At 74.6% G+C, this 18,165-nt stretch carries 10 protein-coding genes; 2 read left to right on the forward strand and 8 right to left on the reverse strand.

Annotated features, from left to right (window positions below; genetic code table 11):
• Positions 1-55: 55 nt before the first annotated feature.
• Positions 56-559: a MarR family winged helix-turn-helix transcriptional regulator gene (locus QSK36_RS16110; RefSeq protein ID WP_221263990.1), complete on the forward strand. Its 504-nt coding sequence runs from the start codon at positions 56-58 to the stop codon at positions 557-559.
• A 92-nt stretch (positions 560-651) separates the two neighbouring features.
• Here QSK36_RS16110 and holA read toward each other — a convergent pair whose 3' ends face one another.
• From holA to QSK36_RS16145, 7 genes are all read right to left on the reverse strand, one after another.
• Entirely contained in the window at positions 652-1,617 is a 966-nt protein-coding gene (gene holA, locus QSK36_RS16115) for a DNA polymerase III subunit delta (RefSeq protein ID WP_285782951.1), read from the reverse strand.
• 61 nt (positions 1,618-1,678) lie between these two features.
• Positions 1,679-4,423 (reverse strand): ComEC/Rec2 family competence protein, encoded by a 2,745-nt coding sequence (locus QSK36_RS16120; RefSeq protein WP_285782952.1) that lies wholly within the window; start codon positions 4,421-4,423, stop codon positions 1,679-1,681.
• Positions 4,420-5,520, reverse strand: coding sequence for a ComEA family DNA-binding protein (locus QSK36_RS16125; RefSeq protein WP_285782953.1), 1,101 nt, complete (start codon positions 5,518-5,520; stop codon positions 4,420-4,422). Before QSK36_RS16125 ends, QSK36_RS16120 begins: the two co-directional genes overlap by 4 nt.
• 238 nt (positions 5,521-5,758) lie before the next feature.
• Entirely contained in the window at positions 5,759-6,613 is an 855-nt protein-coding gene (locus QSK36_RS16130; protein ID WP_183538903.1) for a DegV family protein, read from the reverse strand.
• A 63-nt stretch (positions 6,614-6,676) separates the two neighbouring features.
• Positions 6,677-7,885 (reverse strand): imidazolonepropionase, encoded by a 1,209-nt coding sequence (gene hutI / locus QSK36_RS16135; RefSeq protein ID WP_183538901.1) that lies wholly within the window; start codon positions 7,883-7,885, stop codon positions 6,677-6,679.
• A 452-nt stretch (positions 7,886-8,337) separates the two neighbouring features.
• Complete coding sequence (hflX, locus tag QSK36_RS16140) at positions 8,338-9,741, reverse strand: GTPase HflX (RefSeq protein ID WP_225898379.1); 1,404 nt, start codon at positions 9,739-9,741, stop codon at positions 8,338-8,340.
• Positions 9,742-9,845: 104 nt separating this feature from the next.
• Positions 9,846-13,190, reverse strand: coding sequence for an ATP-binding protein (locus QSK36_RS16145; RefSeq protein WP_285782954.1), 3,345 nt, complete (start codon positions 13,188-13,190; stop codon positions 9,846-9,848).
• A gap of 170 nt (positions 13,191-13,360) precedes the next feature.
• On the opposite strand from QSK36_RS16145, the gene QSK36_RS16150 reads away from it, so the two are divergent.
• Positions 13,361-14,725 carry an FAD-binding oxidoreductase gene (locus QSK36_RS16150; RefSeq protein WP_285782955.1) on the forward strand — a complete coding sequence of 455 codons (1,365 nt, stop codon included), beginning with the start codon at positions 13,361-13,363 and terminating at the stop codon, positions 14,723-14,725.
• Between the two features lie 7 nt (positions 14,726-14,732).
• Here QSK36_RS16150 and QSK36_RS16155 read toward each other — a convergent pair whose 3' ends face one another.
• A complete protein-coding gene (locus QSK36_RS16155) occupies positions 14,733-18,038 on the reverse strand; it encodes an ATP-binding protein (protein WP_285782956.1) in 3,306 nt (1,101 codons plus the stop codon).
• Between the last annotated feature and the right edge of the window lie 127 nt (positions 18,039-18,165).

Below are 18,165 nucleotides of genomic sequence, written 5' to 3' on the forward strand. Positions count from 1 at the left end.
TATTTCGTCAGCGAATCTTTCGTCAACGTATTTTAATGTGGCGTAGGATTGCCCCGTGGACGACTCGGTGGACCGGCACATCGCGCGGTGGCGCGGGAAGGCGCCCTTCGACGAACGCGTGGAGGCGATCGTCACGCGCATGCAGTTCCTGGTGAAGCACCTGGCCCAAGCGAAGGACGGCGCGCTGGCCGCGGTGGGCCTGCAGGACTTCGAGTACGAGACCCTTCACTGGCTCGGCGCCCGGGGAGAAGGCGGCCGCGCCACCCCGTCGGAGCTCGCCGCCGAGTTGAAGGTCTCTCCCGCCGGCATGACGGGCCGCCTGGACACCCTGGAGAAGGCGGGGCTCGTCCGGCGCATCCGCAGTGTGGAGGACCGCCGCCGGGTGGACGTGGAGCTGACGAGCGAGGGCCGCGCGATCTGGCTCAAGGCGATGGACCTGCGCGGCGAGGTCGAGGACGCGATGGTGGGCGTCCTGGGACCTGACGACCAGGACGTCCTCGCGGCGCTGCTCAAGCGGATGCTGCTCCGCATGGAGAACCCCGGCCACCCTGACCGATAGACGGGGCGGCGAGCCCCGGGACCAGGCCTGGCGACCGGCTCCGGTCGGGCGCCTCGGCACCCTCGGGCCACACCCCGAGCCGATGGCGGAAGTCAGCGTTTGTTTCGACTGGCCACGATCGTGTGGACGGCCTTCTCCAGCGCGTACGCAGGGTCGGTGCCGCCGCCCTTGACCTGCTCGTCGGCGGTTGCCACGGCCTGCAGGGCGGCGGAGATCCCCTCAGGCCCCCAGCCAGCCAGCTGGCGCTTCACCCGGTCGATCTTCCAGGGCGGCATGCCCACATGGCTCGCGAGCTGGCCGCCGCGCAGGTTGCGGGGCGCCCCGCCCACCTTGGCGAGCGAGCGCAGGCCTCCCGCCAGCGCGCTGACGATCAGCACCGGAGCCACACCCGTGGCGATGGCCCACCGGACCTGTTCCAGCGCCTCACCCAAGCGGCCCTCGATCGCCAGGTCGGCGATGGTGAAGCCGCTGACCTCGGCGCGTCCCCGGTAGTACTTCGCGACCGCCGCCTCGTCGATGTTCTTGCCCTCGGTGTCGAAGGCGAGCTGATCGCAGGCGGCCGCCAGCTCGCGCAGGTCGCTGCCCACGGCGTCGAGCAGCGCCTGGGCGGCGGCGGCGGAGATCGAGCGGCCCTCCCTGCGTACCTCGGCCTTGATGAAGTCGAGCCGCTCTCCCACCTTGGTCACCTTGGCCACGGTCACGACGTCGGCGCCCGCCTTCTTCACGCCGTCCACCAGCGCCTTTCCCTTGACCCCGCCGGGGTGGGCCAGCACCAGCACCGTGTCGTCGGCCGGACGGGCGGTGTATTTCAGGATCTCGGCGATGACGTCCTTCGAGAGGTCCTGTGCCCCGCGGATCACGATGATCGACCGGTCGCCGAACAACGAGGGGGAAGCGAGCCCGGTCAGCTCCCCCGGCTCCACCTTGCTCCCCTGAAGGTCGCGCAGCTCCGCCCCCGGATCCTCGGCGCGTACCGCCGCCACGATGGAGCCGACGGCGCGATCGGCCAGGAACTCCTCGTCGCCGACGACCAGGGTCACAGGTGCTGGGTTCGCCATGTCAGGCAGCATGCCACGCCCAGGCGGCCGGGGCACATCCGCCGCCGCCCCCACGCCTCCCTCACCTGGCTCGCGCTCCTTTGCCCCGTACGACCACGGCGAGGCCGTTGTGGGTGGCGACGACGGCGATGTCACCCGACAGGTCGGTGCGGTAGGGGCGCATGCCGAGCCAGCTCAGGCGCCGCAGCGTCAACGGGGCGGGATGCCCGTAGTCGTTGACCGCGCCGACGCTGATGAGGGCGGCCCGCGCGCCCGTGGCGGCGAGGAAGGCCGGTGCCTGCCGGGACGACCCGTGATGGGGCACTTTCAGCACGTCGACCCGTGGCAGGCCGCGCCGCACCAGGGCTTCCTGCGCCTCCGTCTCCAGGTCACCGGCGAGCAGGGCCGCCCCCAGAATCGACCCGGATGCTGGTCGTGCTCCGGGCCCTGCCGGCGTCCCCGACACTCCAGGCACTCCCGGCGCTGCGGGCGCTGCGGGCGCTGCGGGCGCTGCGGCTGCGTCCTGTGCCCCGGGTGGGTCGCCTGGTGTCGCCGACGGGTCGCGTGGTGCGGTGCGCGGTCCGAACCAGCGGACCAGCAGGACGACGCTGGCGTTGTTGGCCGTCGCCCCCTCGCCGGGGCCCTGCGGCGCCGCACCGGGCTCGGGGGCGAGCACCGTGATCTCGCTCGGCCCGAATCGCCACCGCATCCCGGGGACCGCCTGCCATTCCGGGATCCGGGCCGTCCTGAGCTGCGTGGAGACGCGACCGGCCTCGCCCTCCGGCACGCGGCGCGAGCTCACGACGACCGCCCCCACCGCGCGGCGGCGCAGCACGCCCGGCAGCCCGCCGACGTGGTCGAGGTGAGGGTGGGTGAGGACCACGAGCGGCACCTGCCGCACTCCGAGAGCGCGCAGACACCGATCGGCCGGACCCGGCTGTGGTCCGGCGTCGACCACCACGGCCCGGCCGGGACCGGCCGCCAGCGCCAGGGCGTCCCCCTGGCCGACGTCGCAGACGACCAGCAGCCATCCCGTCGGCGGCCAGGGCGACACCACCGGCATGGCCACGAGGGCAGCGAGCAGCGCTCCCGCAGCGAGCGCCGCCACCAGGCGTCTTCGCGCACGGCCCCGCAGGACGAGCCATCCCGCGACGGCCGCCGCCGCGAGCGCGGCGACGCCCGCCGCTCCCCCGAGCCACTGGGCCGAGGCGAACGGAAGGTCGGCAGCCCGCTGCGCCACCGCGATGATCCAGCCCACGGCCCACCCGGCGGGGCGCACCAGCAGCCGGGCCAGGTCCATGCTCACCGGGGCGATCACGGCGGCCCCGAACCCCAGCACCGTCGCGGGCGCCACCGCGGGCTCCGCGAGCAGGTTGGCCGGGATCGCGGCCAGGTCGAGGCGCCCGGACATCAGCACCAGCAGTGGCGTGACCGCCGCCTGCGCCGCAGCGGTCACGGCCAGGGCCTCGGCGAGCAGACGGGGCACCCGGCGCGCCGCCAGACGGTCCCGCCACCGGGGCGCGAGGACCAGGATGCCGCCGGTCGCGAACACCGACAGCGCGAAGCCCCACTGCCGGGCCAGCCCTGGATCGAACACGACCAGCCCCAGCACGGTCGCCGACAGGGCGGCCACGCCGTCCCGGGTGCGGCCGGTGCCGAGGGCCACGGCGGCGACAGTTCCCATGACGAGGGCTCGCAGCACGCTCGGCGACGGCCTCGCCACGACCGCGAACGCGATCATCGCGACGACCGCGACGACGGCCCTGAGGGCCAGTGGCAGGCCGGCGAAGCGCCCGAGCACCAGCACGGCGCCCGCCACGATCGCGAGGTTGGTGCCGGATACGGCGGTGAGGTGGCCGAGCCCCGCCGTCGCCAGGTCGAGCCGGACCTCCTCGTCCAGCCGCGACACGTCGCCGACGACCAGGCCGGGCAGCAGCCCGCGCTGATCGTCCGGCAGCACATCGCTCGCCTCGCGCAGCCCCGCGCGCAGCACTCCGGCCGCACGCTGCACGGACGAGGGCGTGCCGATCGGCTCGGGCGGCCCCCGGACGAGCATCACGGCCGCGACGGGCTCGCCCGGCTCGGCCGGGCGCAACCGCCCGCGCACCCTGACCCGCTGGCTCGGCAACAGCGGACGCCAGCCGTCGGCGGGACCGAGCAGCACGACGGGCACGTCCACGGCGTACCGCTCCCGAGCGGCCGACACCAGCAGCATCCGGGCCCGGACGACCGCCGTCTCGCGCCGGGACACCCCGCCCTGGTGCGGCCGGATGCGCGGATCGTCGGTGATCTCGGCCTCCGCGGTCACCGTGACGTCCCGGCGGGCCAGGTCCGGCACCGGCCCGGTCGTCACCGCGTGGACCGTGAACGCCGTCACCGTGGCCGTAACGGCCACGGACGCGAGCACCGCCAGTGCGATCCTCGCGGCAGCCCCGCCCGTCCACCGCTGCTGCTCTCCCAAGCGGTGGCGGGGTGCCTCACCTGCCCATTTCCCGCCCGCGGCGGCGGAGTGCTCTCCTGCCGGCGCCTGGTCGGGGTCGGCCACCTGGTCGCGGCGCCGCGCCGCGGCCCACGTGACGGCGCCCGCGACAGCCGCGGCCAGCGCCACGGCGGCTCCGGCGGCGGCGGGGCAGCCGAGCAGCACGAGTGCCGTGAGCCAGGAGGCCACCGCTGGAGCGGCCAGAGCCGCCGGACCGGAGACCGCCCTGCCGCGCCCCGGCTCATCCTGCCCCGGCTCGTCGCTGCCCGATCCTTCACGCCCCGGCTCGTCCTGCCCCGGCTCGTCGCGGGCCTCGGGGAGATCATGGGGAAAGCCGGCGGTGGTCACACGGAGACCTTGTCGCGCATCTCGGCGAACTTCCTGTCTCCGATGCCTGGGACGTCCTTCAACTGGTCGACGCTCTGGAAGCCTCCGTGCGCGTCCCGGTAGTCGACGATCCGTTGCGCGATCACGCCGCCGATCCCGGGCAGCGCGTCGAGTTGCTCGGCTGTGGCGGTGTTGAGGTTCACCACCCCGGCTCCCGGTGCCCCCGGCGCCATGCCCGATTCAGGGCCGGTAGCGGGGCCCGCGCCGGCCGTCGCCGGGCTTCCGGCGACGATCTGCTCACCGTCCACCAGACGCCGGGCCAGGTTGATCCCATCCGGTTTCGCGCCCTTCCGCAGACCTCCCGCGGCCTCGATCGCGTCGGCGACCCGCGAGCCGGACGCGAGGACGAACACCCCCGGGTTGCGGACCTTGCCCGTCACGTGAACCACGACTCGCGCCGATGAACCGGGGGTCGTGGCCATGGGACCACCGGCGCCCGCGACGTAGGCCGTCGCGCCCGGCCCGCTATCGGCTGCGGGGCCCGACGTCGCGGGCGAGGCCGAACCCGGTGCCGCGATTGGGCCGGCGGCGGAGCCTGCGACGTGGTCGGCGGCAGGGCCGAGCTCGCGAACCGCGGCGGCCGGGAGCGGCGGGGCCACGGGCTCGGCCACCGGCCTCGACCGCCAGGCCAGGATCCCGGTGACGACCGCGGCGAGCAGCCCGGCGGCCACCAGCACCCGCAGCCCGGACATGCCCGGGTCGAGCCGTGGCAGGGCACGACCGAGAGCCCCCCGTCCGAGCGTCCGCAGGTCCCGCACGGATGTTCGCGGCTCGTCCGCTCGTCCCTCCCGCCGATCGGCGACCTCTTCGGGCGTGCCGGACATGCCGGAGGTCTCCTCCCGGTAAGGGCCGTCCTCGGTCTCCGTCGGATGCTCCGGCACGTACGTCTCCGTACGGACGAGGTGGGGTGCGCCGAACGACGGCGGCGGCCCGGGCGGGGACGGCGTCGACCGCAGGCGCGCGGACGGGGGAACCGGGTCGAGCGGACGCAACAGCCCGCGCAGGCGGGACTCGCCGACGACGCCGCGGACGGCCCCGCGAGACTCCTTGCTTCGCACGCCATGGACGGTAGGGACATGCCAGGTCCCCGCCCGCTGCCGAACGCGATTCTGTGGACAACCCGCGAACACCGGAGGGTCCGCCAGGCGAGGGCGGGAGGGCGCGGCGCGGCACGGCGACACGGCGCTTGCGCGGCCCGGCACAGCGCGACGGCACGGCCAAGCGGCGCGGCACGGTGGCACGGCCGGGCAGCACAGCACAGCACAGCACAGCAGCGCGGCGGCCTTGCCCGGACGCTCAGTCCATGGCGGCGGGAGCGACGGTGACGCCGAGCATGCCGGGGCCGACGTGAGCGCCGAGGACAGGCCCGACCTCGGCCACCCACATCCGTACGAGCCTGGGCAGCCGTGCCGTCAGGCCCTTGGTCAGCGCCTCGGCCCGCTCGGCCGCCATCAGGTGCTGCACGGCCACGTCGACCGGCCGGTCCCCCGCCGCCTCGACGGCCAGGTCCTCCAGGCGGGCGAGGGCGCGGCTCCCGGTGCGGACCTTCTCCAGAACGCCGATCTCGCCGTCGGCCATGCGCAGCAGCGGTTTGATCGACAGCGCCGATCCCAGGAGGTTGGTCACCCGTCCGATGCGGCCGCCGTGCCGCAGGTAGTCGAGCGTCTCGACGTAGAAGAACGTGCTCGCGGCAGCGGCCCGCCGGCGGGCCACGTCGGCCACCTCGGCGGCCGCGGCGCCCGCCACGGCCGCCCGCGCGGCGGCCAGCACCGCGAAGCCGAGTCCCATGGCGATCGACCCGCTGTCGACGACCTCGACCGGCACGGGGGCCTCACGCGCGGCGAGTCGCGCGGAGTCCGCGGTGCCGGACAGCGCGCCGGACAGGTGGACGGAGACGATCGCGGCGGCGCCGTTCGCGGCGGCTCGCCGGTAGGCGTCGGCGAAGCGCTCGGGGGCCGGGCGGGAGGTGACGATCGGCGAGCGGCCCTTGAGGGCGTGCGCGAGAAGACCGGCGTCGAACGGGGTCACGTCGTCGATCTCGCGATCGCCCAGGATCACCTGAACCGGTACGACGGTGATGTTCCATCTGCCGGTCGCCTCGGCGCCCAGGTACGCCGTGGAATCGGTGACGACAGCGACAGGTGGTGACATATCGCGAGATTACCCAAGGGTGATCGCCCGGCAACCTCTTCGTGAACGTTCAGGCCACACCGGTCACTGGACCGGTACGCCGCCCCGCCAGACGCGACGCGGCTTGAGGCCGAACGACCAGGCGAACGCGCCCTCGTGGTCGGCGTCCCACTGGACGATGTCGGCGAGGCGGCCGGGAGCGAGGATGCCGCGGTCGGGAGCGCCGAGGACCTGGGCGCCGCCCAGCGTGGCGGCCCGCAGAGCGTCTCCGACGCTCATCCCGAACGCCGCCACCGCGAGGCTGATGACCAGGGACATCGAGGTGATGCCGCAGTGGCCCGGGTTGTGGTCGCTGCCGAGCGCCACCGGGACGCCCTGGGCCAGCATCCGGCGCACCGGCGGGAGGTGGCCCACCTGCAGGGCCGCGCCCGGGCAGACGACGGCGGGCACGCCGTATCTCGCCATCAGGGCGACGTCCTCGTCCGAGGCGTGGTGGAGCAGGTCGGCGGAGGCGCAGCCCATCTCGGCCGCGAGCTGGACGGCGCCGCGCCGGTTGTAGGCGCCCGCGTGGATGCGCGGCAGCAGCCCGACGTTGCGGCCGGAGGCCAGCACCCAGCGGGCCTCCTCGGCAGTGAAGTGACCGTCGTCGCAGTAGACGTCCACGCTGTCGGCCCCGGCGCCGGCGGCGTCCGCGCACCACGAGGCCACGGCCTCGACGTAGTCGCGCTGGCGGCCGAAGTATTCCGGCGGCACCACGTGGGCGGCCATGAACGTGACGTGGACCCGCGGCATCATCGGCTCTTTCTCGAGCTCGCGCAGCAGCCGCACGTCGGCCAGCTCGCCGTCGCGGGTCAGGTGGTAGCCGGTCTTGGCCTCGACGGTCGTGGTGCCGCCGAGCAGCCACTCGCGCAGCCGCTCGCGGACCCCGTTGCACAGCGTCCAGGGGTCGGTGCCACGCGTGACGGTGACGGTCGAGCCGATGCCGCCGCCCGCCGCCGCGATGGCCGAGGAGCTGGACCCGCCGGAACGCATCGCCATCTCGGCGTAGCGGTTGCCGGCGTAGACGGGGTGGGTGTGCGCGTCGATGAGGCCGGGCGTGACGAGCGCACCGCCGAGGTTCTCCACGTGGTCGACGTCGACGATGTCGTCCACGACGCCGGGAACGCTCTGCGGGAGGTCGGCGGCGCGGCCGACCCACGCGATCCGGTCGTTGTGCACCAGGATCGCCGCGTTGCTGCACACATCGTGCCCGGTCCAGAGCCGGCCGATGTTCGTGAGAAGGCGAACGGTCATCCGATCACCTGCCAAACACCCCGGGACGACGAACGGCCCCCGCCTGCGGGCGCCTGGCCCGCCGGGTCCGCTTCGCGTCCGGACGTCATTGGGGGGTCTCCTGCCTCATCGCGCACCGATGTTGTGCGATGACCCTACCGCCGGGGTCTCGAACCCGGGCGATTCAGTTCAGTTACGGTATTTCACAGGTGGGCTTGATGTACAGGGTTAGCGACAGAAACGTACGCCGGTCTCATGCGCATCGCCGCGCATCAGTCGTCTCACACGCTGCGGCGAGATCAGGATCGACGAGACCGATCCGATGTCCGCGAACGCCTCGGAAAGGGTGACCGCACTGCCTGGTGTCATGTTGTTACCCACGCCATAAGGTCCCATTAGGCTTTCCTTATCGTAGCAAGGGCAACCGCTGGCGGGCCACCGACACGCCGGAGGTGGCCCGCCTGTGAGAGGCGTCAGACGGTCTCGACGGGCTTGGCCACCCGGTCCAGCTCCGCGTACAGGTCGGCGAAGACCCGGGCGTGCAGGACCGTGCCGTCGCCGGTGTGCTCCAGCGACAGGACCTCGCCCTCGCTGTGCGCCCGCGCGATCAGGTCGCCCCTGTCGTACGGCACCAGCAGCCTGACCTCGTGGTCGAGGCGGGGCAGCTCCCGCTCGATCACGGACATCAGCTCGCCGATCCCGGCCCCGGTGCGGGCGGAGACGACGACGCTGTGCCGCTCCTTCATCGTCAGCCGGGTCAGCACGACGGGATCGGCGGCGTCGGCCTTGTTGACGACGACGATCTCCGGGATGTCCCGCGCGCCCTCGATCTCGGCCAGCACCTCGCGGACGGCCGCGATCTGCGACTCGGGATCGGGATGCGACCCGTCCACCACGTGGAGGATCAGGTCGGCGTCCGCCACCTCCTCCAGCGTCGAGCGGAACGCCTCGACGAGCTGGTGGGGCAGGTGCCGGACGAAACCGACCGTGTCGGCCAGCGTGAACAGGCGGCCCTCGGGCGTGCGGGCCTTGCGCACGGTGGGGTCGAGGGTCGCGAACAGCGCGTCCTCGACCAGAACTCCCGCGCCGGTGAGCCGGTTGAGCAGCGACGACTTGCCGGCGTTGGTGTATCCGGCGATCGCCACGGCCGGCACCTCGCGGGCCTGCCGACGGTGCCGCATGGTCTGCCGTGCGGTCGACATCTCCTTGATCTGCCGCCGCAGCTTGGCCATCCGCTCGCGGATCCGCCGCCGGTCCAGCTCGATCTTGGTCTCACCGGGGCCGCGGCCGCCGATGCCGACGCCGCCCGCGGCGCGACCGCCGACCTGGCGGGACAGATTGCCACCCCAGCCTCGCAGGCGCGGCAGCAGGTACTGCAGCTGCGCCAGCTCGACCTGGGCCTTGCCCTCGCGGCTCTTGGCGTGCTGGGCGAAGATGTCGAGGATCAGCGCGGTCCGGTCGATGACCTTGACCTTCACGACCTCTTCGAGCTGGCGGAGCTGACCGGGGGTCAGCTCACCGTCGCAGATCACGGTGTCGGCGCCGCCGGCGGCCACGATGTCCCGCAGCTCGATCGCCTTACCCGATCCGATGTAGGTGGCGGGGTCGGGCCGGTCGCGACGCTGGATCAGGCCCTCCAGCACCTGCGATCCGGCGGTCTCGGCCAGCAGCTTCAGCTCCTGCAGCGAGTTCTCCGCCTCCAGGGCCGTGCCGCCCGCCCAGACGCCGACCAGGACGACGCGCTCCAGCCGGAGCTGCCGGTACTCGACTTCGGTGATGTCTTCGAGCTCTGTCGACAGACCCGCTACGCGGCGGAGCGCCTGGCGCTCTTCCAGTTCGTAATCGCCTACGGCGAGGTCTTCGGGCTCGTTTCGCATATATGTCATCTCTACTAGACAGAACAGTCGGACACCCCGATGCCTTCCCGGCTCCCGGGTGCCTTCCGTCGATGGTGACACGACCCCGGGACGTACGCACTCCCTTATACGCGCAGTTCGGCCAGGAGTCGCGCGCTCCGCTCCGCCCAGTAGTCCAGCCCCAGGCGGGTGTGGATCTCGTGGGCCCGGCGCGCGTGGTCCAGGGCCCGCTCCCGCTCGCCCATGGCCATCGACAACATCGCCAGCGCCTGGTGGATCGAGCCCCAGCCGACCGTGCCGCTGCCGTGCAGGGCCAGCCGATCCGCGTACGGCGCCAGCCTGGCGTACAGGCCCGAGGGGTCGGGGACTCCGAGTTGGGCCGCGACGTACGACCAGACGACGGCGACGAACTCCCCCGACCAGTCGTCGGGGACGGTCGTGCCCCATCGGGCGATCAGGTTCCCGGCCAGCTCACGATCGCCCACGTCGAGCGCCGCGAGCACGGCTATGGGACGCAGCGGGTCGTTGTGCGGCTGCGACGCCGCCGCGATGACCTCCTCGAGGATTTCGGCGACCCTGCCCTGTCCCCGGCGGCAGGCGTAGAGCATGGTCGGCCGCACGACGCCCAGGCCCCACATGCTGCTGTCGCCGAAGACCTCGCCGAGCTCGCCGACGAGGCGCTCGACCTCGTCCCAGCGGCCGTCCAGGGTCAGCCGCGCGGCCTCGGCGATGCGCACCATGGCCGTCAGCTCAGATCTCCTGACCTCCTGCAGCAGATGCTCGGCGCGGGCCAGATCCCGCTCCCACTCGGTCAGCTCCCCCGCCCTGAACAGGCACGCCATCCGGTGCACCCGGGCCACGATCTCAGCCGCGGCGGGAAGATCCGGCACCGCGAGCATCTCCTCGGCGGCACGGCGCCGCTCGTTCTCCCGCTCCGGCACCCAGGACGCGATCATGTAGTTGTTGAGCACCTGGAGGAGCAGGGCCGGGTCGCCGACCCCGCGGGCGATCTCCACGGCCTCCGCCACCATCGCCTCGCCTTCGGCCCGGCGAGGCCCGTAGTTGAGCTCGATGCCGAGAGTGCCGAGCAGCGCCGCCCGATGGGCGTCGTCCAGGGGGCCCTCCAGCAGGTTCTCGATGAGGGCGACCGTGTGGTCGTCGACCACTCCGTACGACCGCCAGTTCCAGACGCTGAGGGTGCCGAACACCGCCACGGCCTCCACCAGGGCCTCCCGGTCGGCCATGTCCTCCGCCAGCTCGATGGCCTCCTCGAGTGCCGCCCGAGCCCGTACGGCGTCCCCGACCACGCGCAGCGACCGGCCCAGCTCGATCAGCAGGCGGCACCGCCTGGCCGGGTCGCGCGTGCCGAGGGCGAGCAGCGCCTTGTCCCACAGCTCGACCGCCTCGTCGTACGCGCGCTGCGCGGTCGCCTGCCTGGCCGCCCTGGCGGCGTAGCCGACGGCCTTGTCCGCTCCCCCGACCCGCGCCGCCATGGCGAAGTGGTGGGCGAGGACGGGCAGGCGCGCCGCTTTGTCGCCGCCGGGCGGCGCCGTCGGCAGGGACTCCAGGGCCTCCGCCACGCCCAGGTGGAGCCTGGCCTTCTCCAGGCGGCCGAGCCCGGCGTAGAGCGCGTCACGCACCAGGGCGTGCGAGAAGCGGTAGTCGAAGCCTCCCGGCGCCTCGGCGAGGAGGCCGGCGGCGACGGCGGGCTCCAGCAGCGACATCACCTCCTCTGCGGGGGTTTCCGTGAGCGCCTCCAGCACGTCGAGGCTGACGTCGCGGCCCAGGACGGCGGCGCGGCGCAGCAGCTCCCTGGTGGGCTCGGGCAGCCGCGCGGCCCTCCGCTCGATGACCTCCATGACGCCTTCGGGCACGCCCAGCGACGCGGCGTCCTCGAGCCGGTGCTCGCTGCCGAGCAGTCGCAGCAGTTCGCCGAGGTAGAAGGGGTTGCCGCCGGTGCGGCGGTAGAGCACCTCGGCGAGCGCGGGGTCGGTCAGGTCGTGCCGCCGCAGGAACGCGCCGACCTCCTCCTTGGTGAACGGCGCGAGGGTGAGCCGCTCGGTGCCGGGCTCGCGGGTCAGGGCGGCGAGGGTGTCGCGCAGCCGCTCGGGCTCCCTGCCCGGCTCCGGCCGTACGGTGGCCAGCACCAGCACGGGCCTGCGGTGCAGCTCGGCGGCGAGGAAGGCGAGCAGCCGCAGCGAGGCGGCGTCCGCCGCGTGGAGGTCGTCCAGCACCACCAGCGTCGGCGTGCCGGATCGGGCGAGCGCGGCCAGCACGCCCTCGTACAGCTCGAAGAGCGCGGCCTCGGGGTCGGCGGCGGCGTCGCCCTCGCCCGCGAGGAGCCGCGCGGCGGCCCGGCCCCGCTCCCCCAGCTCACGCAGCGCCTGCAGCCAGGGCCAGAACGGCGGGGCCGCCTCGGCCTCCACGCAGCGGCCCCAGACGACCGTGACGCCACGGGCCTCGGCCTCCTCGGCGGCGAGCTGGGCCAGCCTGGTCTTGCCGATTCCCGGCTCGCCGGTCACCAGCAGCACGCCGCCGCGGCCCCGCCGTACGGCGCCGAGCCGTTCGCCGAGGCGGGCGAGTTCGCGCTCGCGCGCGACGAGGGCCGCGGACGACGGCGGCTCGGCCGCCGAGAGGGATCTCTCCTCCGGGGCGGCCGGCCGCGCGACGGCGGGCGCTTCCAGGGGCGCGGGCGCGTCCAGGGACGGCGACTGCTCCAGCACGGCCTGCTCCAGCCGCCGCAGCTCGGGGCCGGGCTGCAGGCCCATCTCCTCGGCGAGCAGGGCCCGCACCCGGCGCAGCGCACCGAGCGCGTCGGTCTGCCTGCCCGACCGGTAGAGGGCGAGGACGAGCAGGCTCCACAGCCGCTCGCGGTAGGGGTACCCCTCGACCAGCCGCTCCAGGTCGGCCACGCACGAGGGCCCGTCGCCCATGGCGAGCCTGGCCTCGAACCGGTCCTCGACCGCCACCGCCCGCAGCTCGGACAGGCGCGCGATGACGGGCTGGGCGAAATCGTAGGCCGCGAACTCGGCGAGCGGCTCGCCCCGCCACGTCTCCAGCGCCCGGTCGATCAGCCCGAGCACCGCGGCGTACTCGCGCCGGGCGAGCGCCCTGCGGCCGTCCTCCACCCAGGAGACGAAGCGCACGAGGTCGACCTGGCCGGGCGCGACGGACAGCAGGTAGCCGGGCTCGCGGGTGAGCAGCACGGCCGGGGGCGTGCGCGGCCGGCGTCCCGGCTCCAGCACCTTGCGCAGGTTCGAGACGTACGACTGCAGCGTCGCGGTGGCACTGGAGGGCGGCTCGTCCGCCCACAGCTCGTCGATCAGCCGGTCGAGGGAGACGATCCTGCCGGGTTCCAGGGCGAGGACGGCGAGCACCGCCCGCTGCTTGCGCGGGCCGAGGTCGATGACGCGGCCGTCGCCGCCGGTGACCTCGAAGGGGCCGAGCAGCCGGAAGGACAGCGAGTTCATGACCGAAAACCCCTCTGATAGCTGCGGCAAGCGTAGAGCCGGGACGACCCCCACCGGAACGGTCCACTTGGGGGCGACTTGGACGGTCTCCAAGCCACGCCCATGCAGGCTCCGATCCCTGTGTTCCACGGTGGTCCCGCACGAGGAACCCACGATGGGGAGGAGAAGAGATGGACCAGGTGAAGGCGCTCGGCGCCGATCTCCGCCGGGTGGCGCGCGGCCGGGTGCTGGTGCGGGGCGACGAGGGCTTCGACGAGAGCCGGCGCCCCTGGGACATGGCCGTCGACCAGCGGGTCGCGGCGGTCGTCGAGGCGCGGGACGCGCACGACGTCGCGGCCGTGGTCGGCTACGCGGGCCTCGCCGGGCTGCGCGTCGCGACCCAGGCGAACGGGCACGCCCCCGACGCCTTCGACGACGCGATCCTGCTGCGCACGACGGCGCTACGCGGCCTGACCGTACGGCCGGCTGAGCGGGTGGCCCGGGTGGAGGCCGGCGTCTCCTGGGGCGAGGTGCTCACGGCGGCGGGCGAGCACGGGCTGACGCCGCTGGCGGGCAGCACGGGGGCCGTCAGCGCCACCGGGTTCACCCTGGGCGGGGGCCTGAGCTGGTTCGGGCGCAGGTACGGCTTCGCCGCCGACAGCGTGCGCGCGTTCGAGGTCGTGGACGCCTCCGGCGAGCACGCGACCGTCACGGCCGGCAGCGACCCCGAGCTGTTCTGGGCGCTGCGCGGCGGCGGGGGCGACTTCGCGGTGGTGACCGCGATGGAGTTCGACCTGCACCCGGCGCCGGTGCTGTACGGCGGGCGGATCCTGTGGCCTGCCAGGCGGGCCGCGGAGGTGCTGGCCGCCTTCCGCGCCACCACGGCCGAGGCGCCCGAGGAGCTGACGGTCTGGTTCCACCTGCTGCAGTTCCCGCCGCTGCCCGAGCTGCCCGAGCCGCTGCGCGGCCTGTCGGCCGTGACGATCGACGTCACCTACCTCGGCGACCCGGACGAGGCGCGGGCCCTGCTGCACCGGTTCGACCGGATTCCCGAGCCCGTCTTCGACACGCGCGGCCCGATGCCCGTGGCGAACCTCGCGGACATCTGCGCCGAGCCGACCGACCCCACGCCCGCGATGCTGCGCTCCGAGCTGCTCACCGGGCTCGGCGACGCCGACGCGACGGCGCTGCTGGCCGCCGCCGGTCCCGGCACCATCGCGCCGCTCGCCTACGTGCAGATCCGCCACCTCGGCGGGGCGCTGGCCCGCGTGGACGAGAAGGGCGGCGCCTGCGGCCAGATCGCGGAGCCCTACCTGCTGAGCACGCTCGGCGTCCTCGCGGCGCCCGGCATGGCGGAGGCGATCCAGAGGCGGCAGTCGGCCGTCGCCGACGCGGTGGCGGGGGTCGCGAGCGGCCGCACGCCCTTCACCTTCCTCGGCCACGGGGAGCCGGCGGCGTCCGCCTTCCCGGCCGAGATCCTGGCCCGCCTGCGCGAGATCAAGCGCCGCCGCGACCCGCACGGCGTGATCCTCGGCAACCACCCCGTCCTCGGGTGACGGCGGCTCATCCGTCCAGTTCGGCGAGGAGCCGGCTGCTCTCCCCCGCCCAGTGGTCCAGCCCCAGGCTCAGGTGCGTCCCGTGGGCCCGGCGCGCGTGGCGCAGGGCGAGGCCGCGCTCGCCCGTGGCGTCCGCCAGCTCGGCCAGGACCAGGTGGGTGGAGCCCCAGCCGGCGCCGCCCATGCCGCTGACCACGAGCCGGTCCCCGTACGGCGCGAGCCTCCGGTAGAGGGCGGCGGGGTCGGGCACGCCGAGCCGGGCGGCCACATGACCCCACACGACGACGAGGAACTCGGCGGTCCAGTCGTCGCGGATGTCGCCGCTCCAGCGCTCCGCCAGCCGCCGGGCGAGCGCCGTGTCGCCCGCGTCGAGGGCGGCCAGCACGGCGACCGCGCGCAGCGGCACCATGTCGGGGTCGTGCGCCCGGGACACGAGCCGGTCGGCCAGCTCGTCCACCCGGCCCTGCCCGCGGCGGCAGGTGTAAAGGGTGATCAGGCCGGGGTAGTCGAGCCCCCACATGCTGAACCCCGCGATGAGCGCGGTGAACTCCTCCGCGAGGCGTTCGGCCTCCGCCCAGTCGCCGCGCATCGTGCGGCCGGCGGCCTCGGCGATCCGCGCCATCCCGGTCATCTCTGGCCGCCTGATCTCGTCCGCCAGCCGCACGCAGCGGGTAAGGTCGCGGTCCCACTCCGCGAGCTCGCCCGCCCGCAGCAGGTGCGCCATGCGGAAGACCCGGGCGACGGCCTCCGCCGTCGCGTCCAGAGGAAGGGCGAGCATCTCCTCGACCGCCCGGCGGCGCTCGTCCTCCCGCTCGGAGACCCAGGCGGCCATCACGTAGTTGTTGAGCGAGCGGGCCAGCAGGCGGGGGTCGCCGGTGCGGCGGGCGAGCCGCACGCCGTCGGCCGCCAGCCGCTCCCCTTCGGCCCTGCGCGGCGAGTAGTACAGCTCCAGGCCCAGGGTGCCCAGCAGGGTGGCCCGCTCCGCGTCGCCGAGCGGCTCCTTCAGCAGGCCCTCCAGCAGGGCGACCGACTCGCCGTCCACGACGCCGTAGTGGCGCCAGTTCCACACGGCCATGCCGCCGAACACGGTGACGGCCTCGATCAGCGTCGCGCGTTCGCCGCTCCCGGCGGCGAGACCGATCGCCTCCTGCAGGGCCGACCTCGCCCCGGCCACGTCGCCGACCGCGCGCAGCGCCTCGCCGCGGCGCACCAGCAGCGCGCACCTCCGGGCCGGGTCCGCCGGGCCGAGGGCGGCGAGGGCCCTGCCCCACCACTCCACCGCCTCGTCGTACGCGCAGCCGGCGGCGGCCTGCCGGGCGGCCAGGACGGCGTACTCCACCGCCTTGGCGGCGCCGCCCGCCCGGGCGGCCGCCACGAAGTGGTAGGCGAGCACGGACGCCTCGACCCCCGGAAGCGTCTCCAGCGCCTCCCCTGTTCGCAGGTGCAGCCGCGCCGCGCGCACCCGGCCGAGACCGGCGTAGAGGGCGTCGCGGACGAGGGCGTGCGAGAACCGGTAGTCGAAGCCGGGCGCCTCGACGAGCAGCCCCGTCGCCACGGCCGGTTCGAGCCGCAGCATCGCCTCCTCCGCGCCCACGCCGCAAGCCGCCTCCAGCGCGTCGAGGCTCACCTCGCGGCCGAGTACGGCGGCCGCCTCCAGCAGCGCACGGGTGTCCTCCGGCAGCCGCGCGACGCGGCGGCCGATGACCTCGCGCACCCCGTCGGGCACTCCGACCGAGGCGGCGTCGAGCCGGTGCTCGCTGCCCAGCAGCCGGATCAGCTCGCCCATATAGAAGGGATTGCCCCCGGTGCGCTCGTGCAGCAGCGCGGCGAGCCGCGTGTCCTGCAGGTCGCGCCCGGCCAGGTAGGCGGCCACCTCCTCCCGGGTGAACGGCGGCAGCGTGAGGCGCTCCGCGCCGCGTTCGCGGGCGAGCGCGGCCAGCGTGTCGCCCAGTTGCTCGGGGTCGCCGCCAGGCTCAGGCCGGATCGTCGCCAGCACCAGCACCGGCGACCGGTGCAGCTCCCCGGCCGCGAACGCGAGCAGGCGCAGGGACGACGCGTCCGCCCAGTGCAGGTCGTCGAGGACGACGAGCGACGGCCCCGCCGTCCGAAGGGCTGCGGTCACCCGCTCGTGCAGTTCGAACAGCGCGGCGCCCGGGTCACCGCCCGGTGTCCGTCCCGGCGAGCCCCCGGACAGGGCGGCCAGCGCGTCCGCCGCGTCGGGGCCGAGGTCGCGCAGCACCCGCAGCCAGGGCCAGAAGGCGGGGGCGCCGGTGTCCTCGGCGCAGCGGCCCCAGGCGACCGCCATCCCCAGGGCGGCCGCCTCGTCGGCCGCGGCCTCCGCGAGGCGGGTCTTGCCGATGCCCGCCTCCCCGGCGACCAGCAGCACGCCGCCCCGGCCTCGGCGTGCCTCGGCCAGGCGGGCGGCCACGCGTCCGAGCTGCTCGCGCCGGGCGACGAGCCCGTCGTCGACGACCGGTCGCGGCGCGGTCCCGGGCGGGACGGCCGTCATCGGCGCGGCGGCGGGGGCGAGCAGGACCGGCCCGGGGCCGTCGAGGTCCGGCGACTGGTCGAAGACGGCCTGCTCGAGCCGCCGCAGCTCGGGGCCGGGCTCCAGGCCCAGTTCCCCGGCGAGCAGCGCCCTGACCCTGCGCAGCGCGGCGAGGGCGTCGGCCTGCCGTCCGGACCGGTAGAGGGCGAGCACGAGCAGGCTCCACAGCCGCTCCCGGTAGGGATGGTCCTCCACCAGGCGTTCGAGGTCGGGCACGCACGATCCCGCGTCGCCGAGCGCCAACCGGGCCTCGAACCAGTTCTCGGTGGCCGTGGCGCGCAGCTCGGTCAGCCGTGCGACGACCGGCTGGGCGAACTCGTACGCGGCGAACTCGGCGAGCGGCTCGCCCCGCCACGTCTCCAGCGCGCCGCGCAGCGACTCGGCCGCGGCGACGTGCTCGCCCCGGGCGAGCGCCCGCCCGCCGTCCTCGGCCAGCGCGGTGAAGCGGACCAGGTCCACCTGGCCGGGCGCCACCGCCAGCAGGTAGCCGGGCTCGCGGGTGACCAGCACCTTCGGCGGCGTACGCGGCGGCCGGCCGGGTTCGAGCGCCCGGCGGAGCTGGGAGACGTACGCCTGCAGCGTCCCGGTCGCGCTCGACGGCGCCTCCCCCGACCAGAGCTCGTCGATGAGGCGGTCGAGGGAGACCACGCGGCCCGGCTCCAGCGCGAGCATGGCCAGCACGGCCCGCTGCTTGGGCGTGCCGAGGTCGACGGCCCGGCCGGTGGCGTCGGTGACCTCGAGCGGGCCGAACAGGCGAAAGTCCATCGTTCCTCTCGGGGACGGAGTGAACGCTTCGTAGCGTATTGCCGGATTCGCCCGCTGCCGACCAGGCTTGTCGCCCGACCGTAGGCGCTGAGGGTTCGGCTTCCGGTCATGTGACGCCGGCCACGTT

Origin of the sequence: Microbispora sp. NBRC 16548 (genome assembly GCF_030268985.1) — a bacterium.
Classification (GTDB): Bacteria; Actinomycetota; Actinomycetes; order Streptosporangiales; family Streptosporangiaceae; genus Microbispora; species Microbispora catharanthi.

Excerpts from the sequence above, each read along its gene's own strand:
- holA (WP_285782951.1), bottom strand. The coding sequence starts at position 1,617 with ATGGCGAACCCAGCACCTGTGACCCTGGTCGTCGGCGACGAGGAGTTC.
- QSK36_RS16130 (WP_183538903.1), bottom strand. The coding sequence starts at position 6,613 with ATGTCACCACCTGTCGCTGTCGTCACCGATTCCACGGCGTACCTGGGC.
- hutI (WP_183538901.1), bottom strand. The coding sequence starts at position 7,885 with ATGACCGTTCGCCTTCTCACGAACATCGGCCGGCTCTGGACCGGGCAC.
- hflX (WP_225898379.1), bottom strand. The coding sequence starts at position 9,741 with ATGCGAAACGAGCCCGAAGACCTCGCCGTAGGCGATTACGAACTGGAA.
- QSK36_RS16145 (WP_285782954.1), bottom strand. The coding sequence starts at position 13,190 with ATGAACTCGCTGTCCTTCCGGCTGCTCGGCCCCTTCGAGGTCACCGGC.
- QSK36_RS16150 (WP_285782955.1), top strand. The coding sequence starts at position 13,361 with ATGGACCAGGTGAAGGCGCTCGGCGCCGATCTCCGCCGGGTGGCGCGC.
- QSK36_RS16155 (WP_285782956.1), bottom strand. The coding sequence starts at position 18,038 with ATGGACTTTCGCCTGTTCGGCCCGCTCGAGGTCACCGACGCCACCGGC.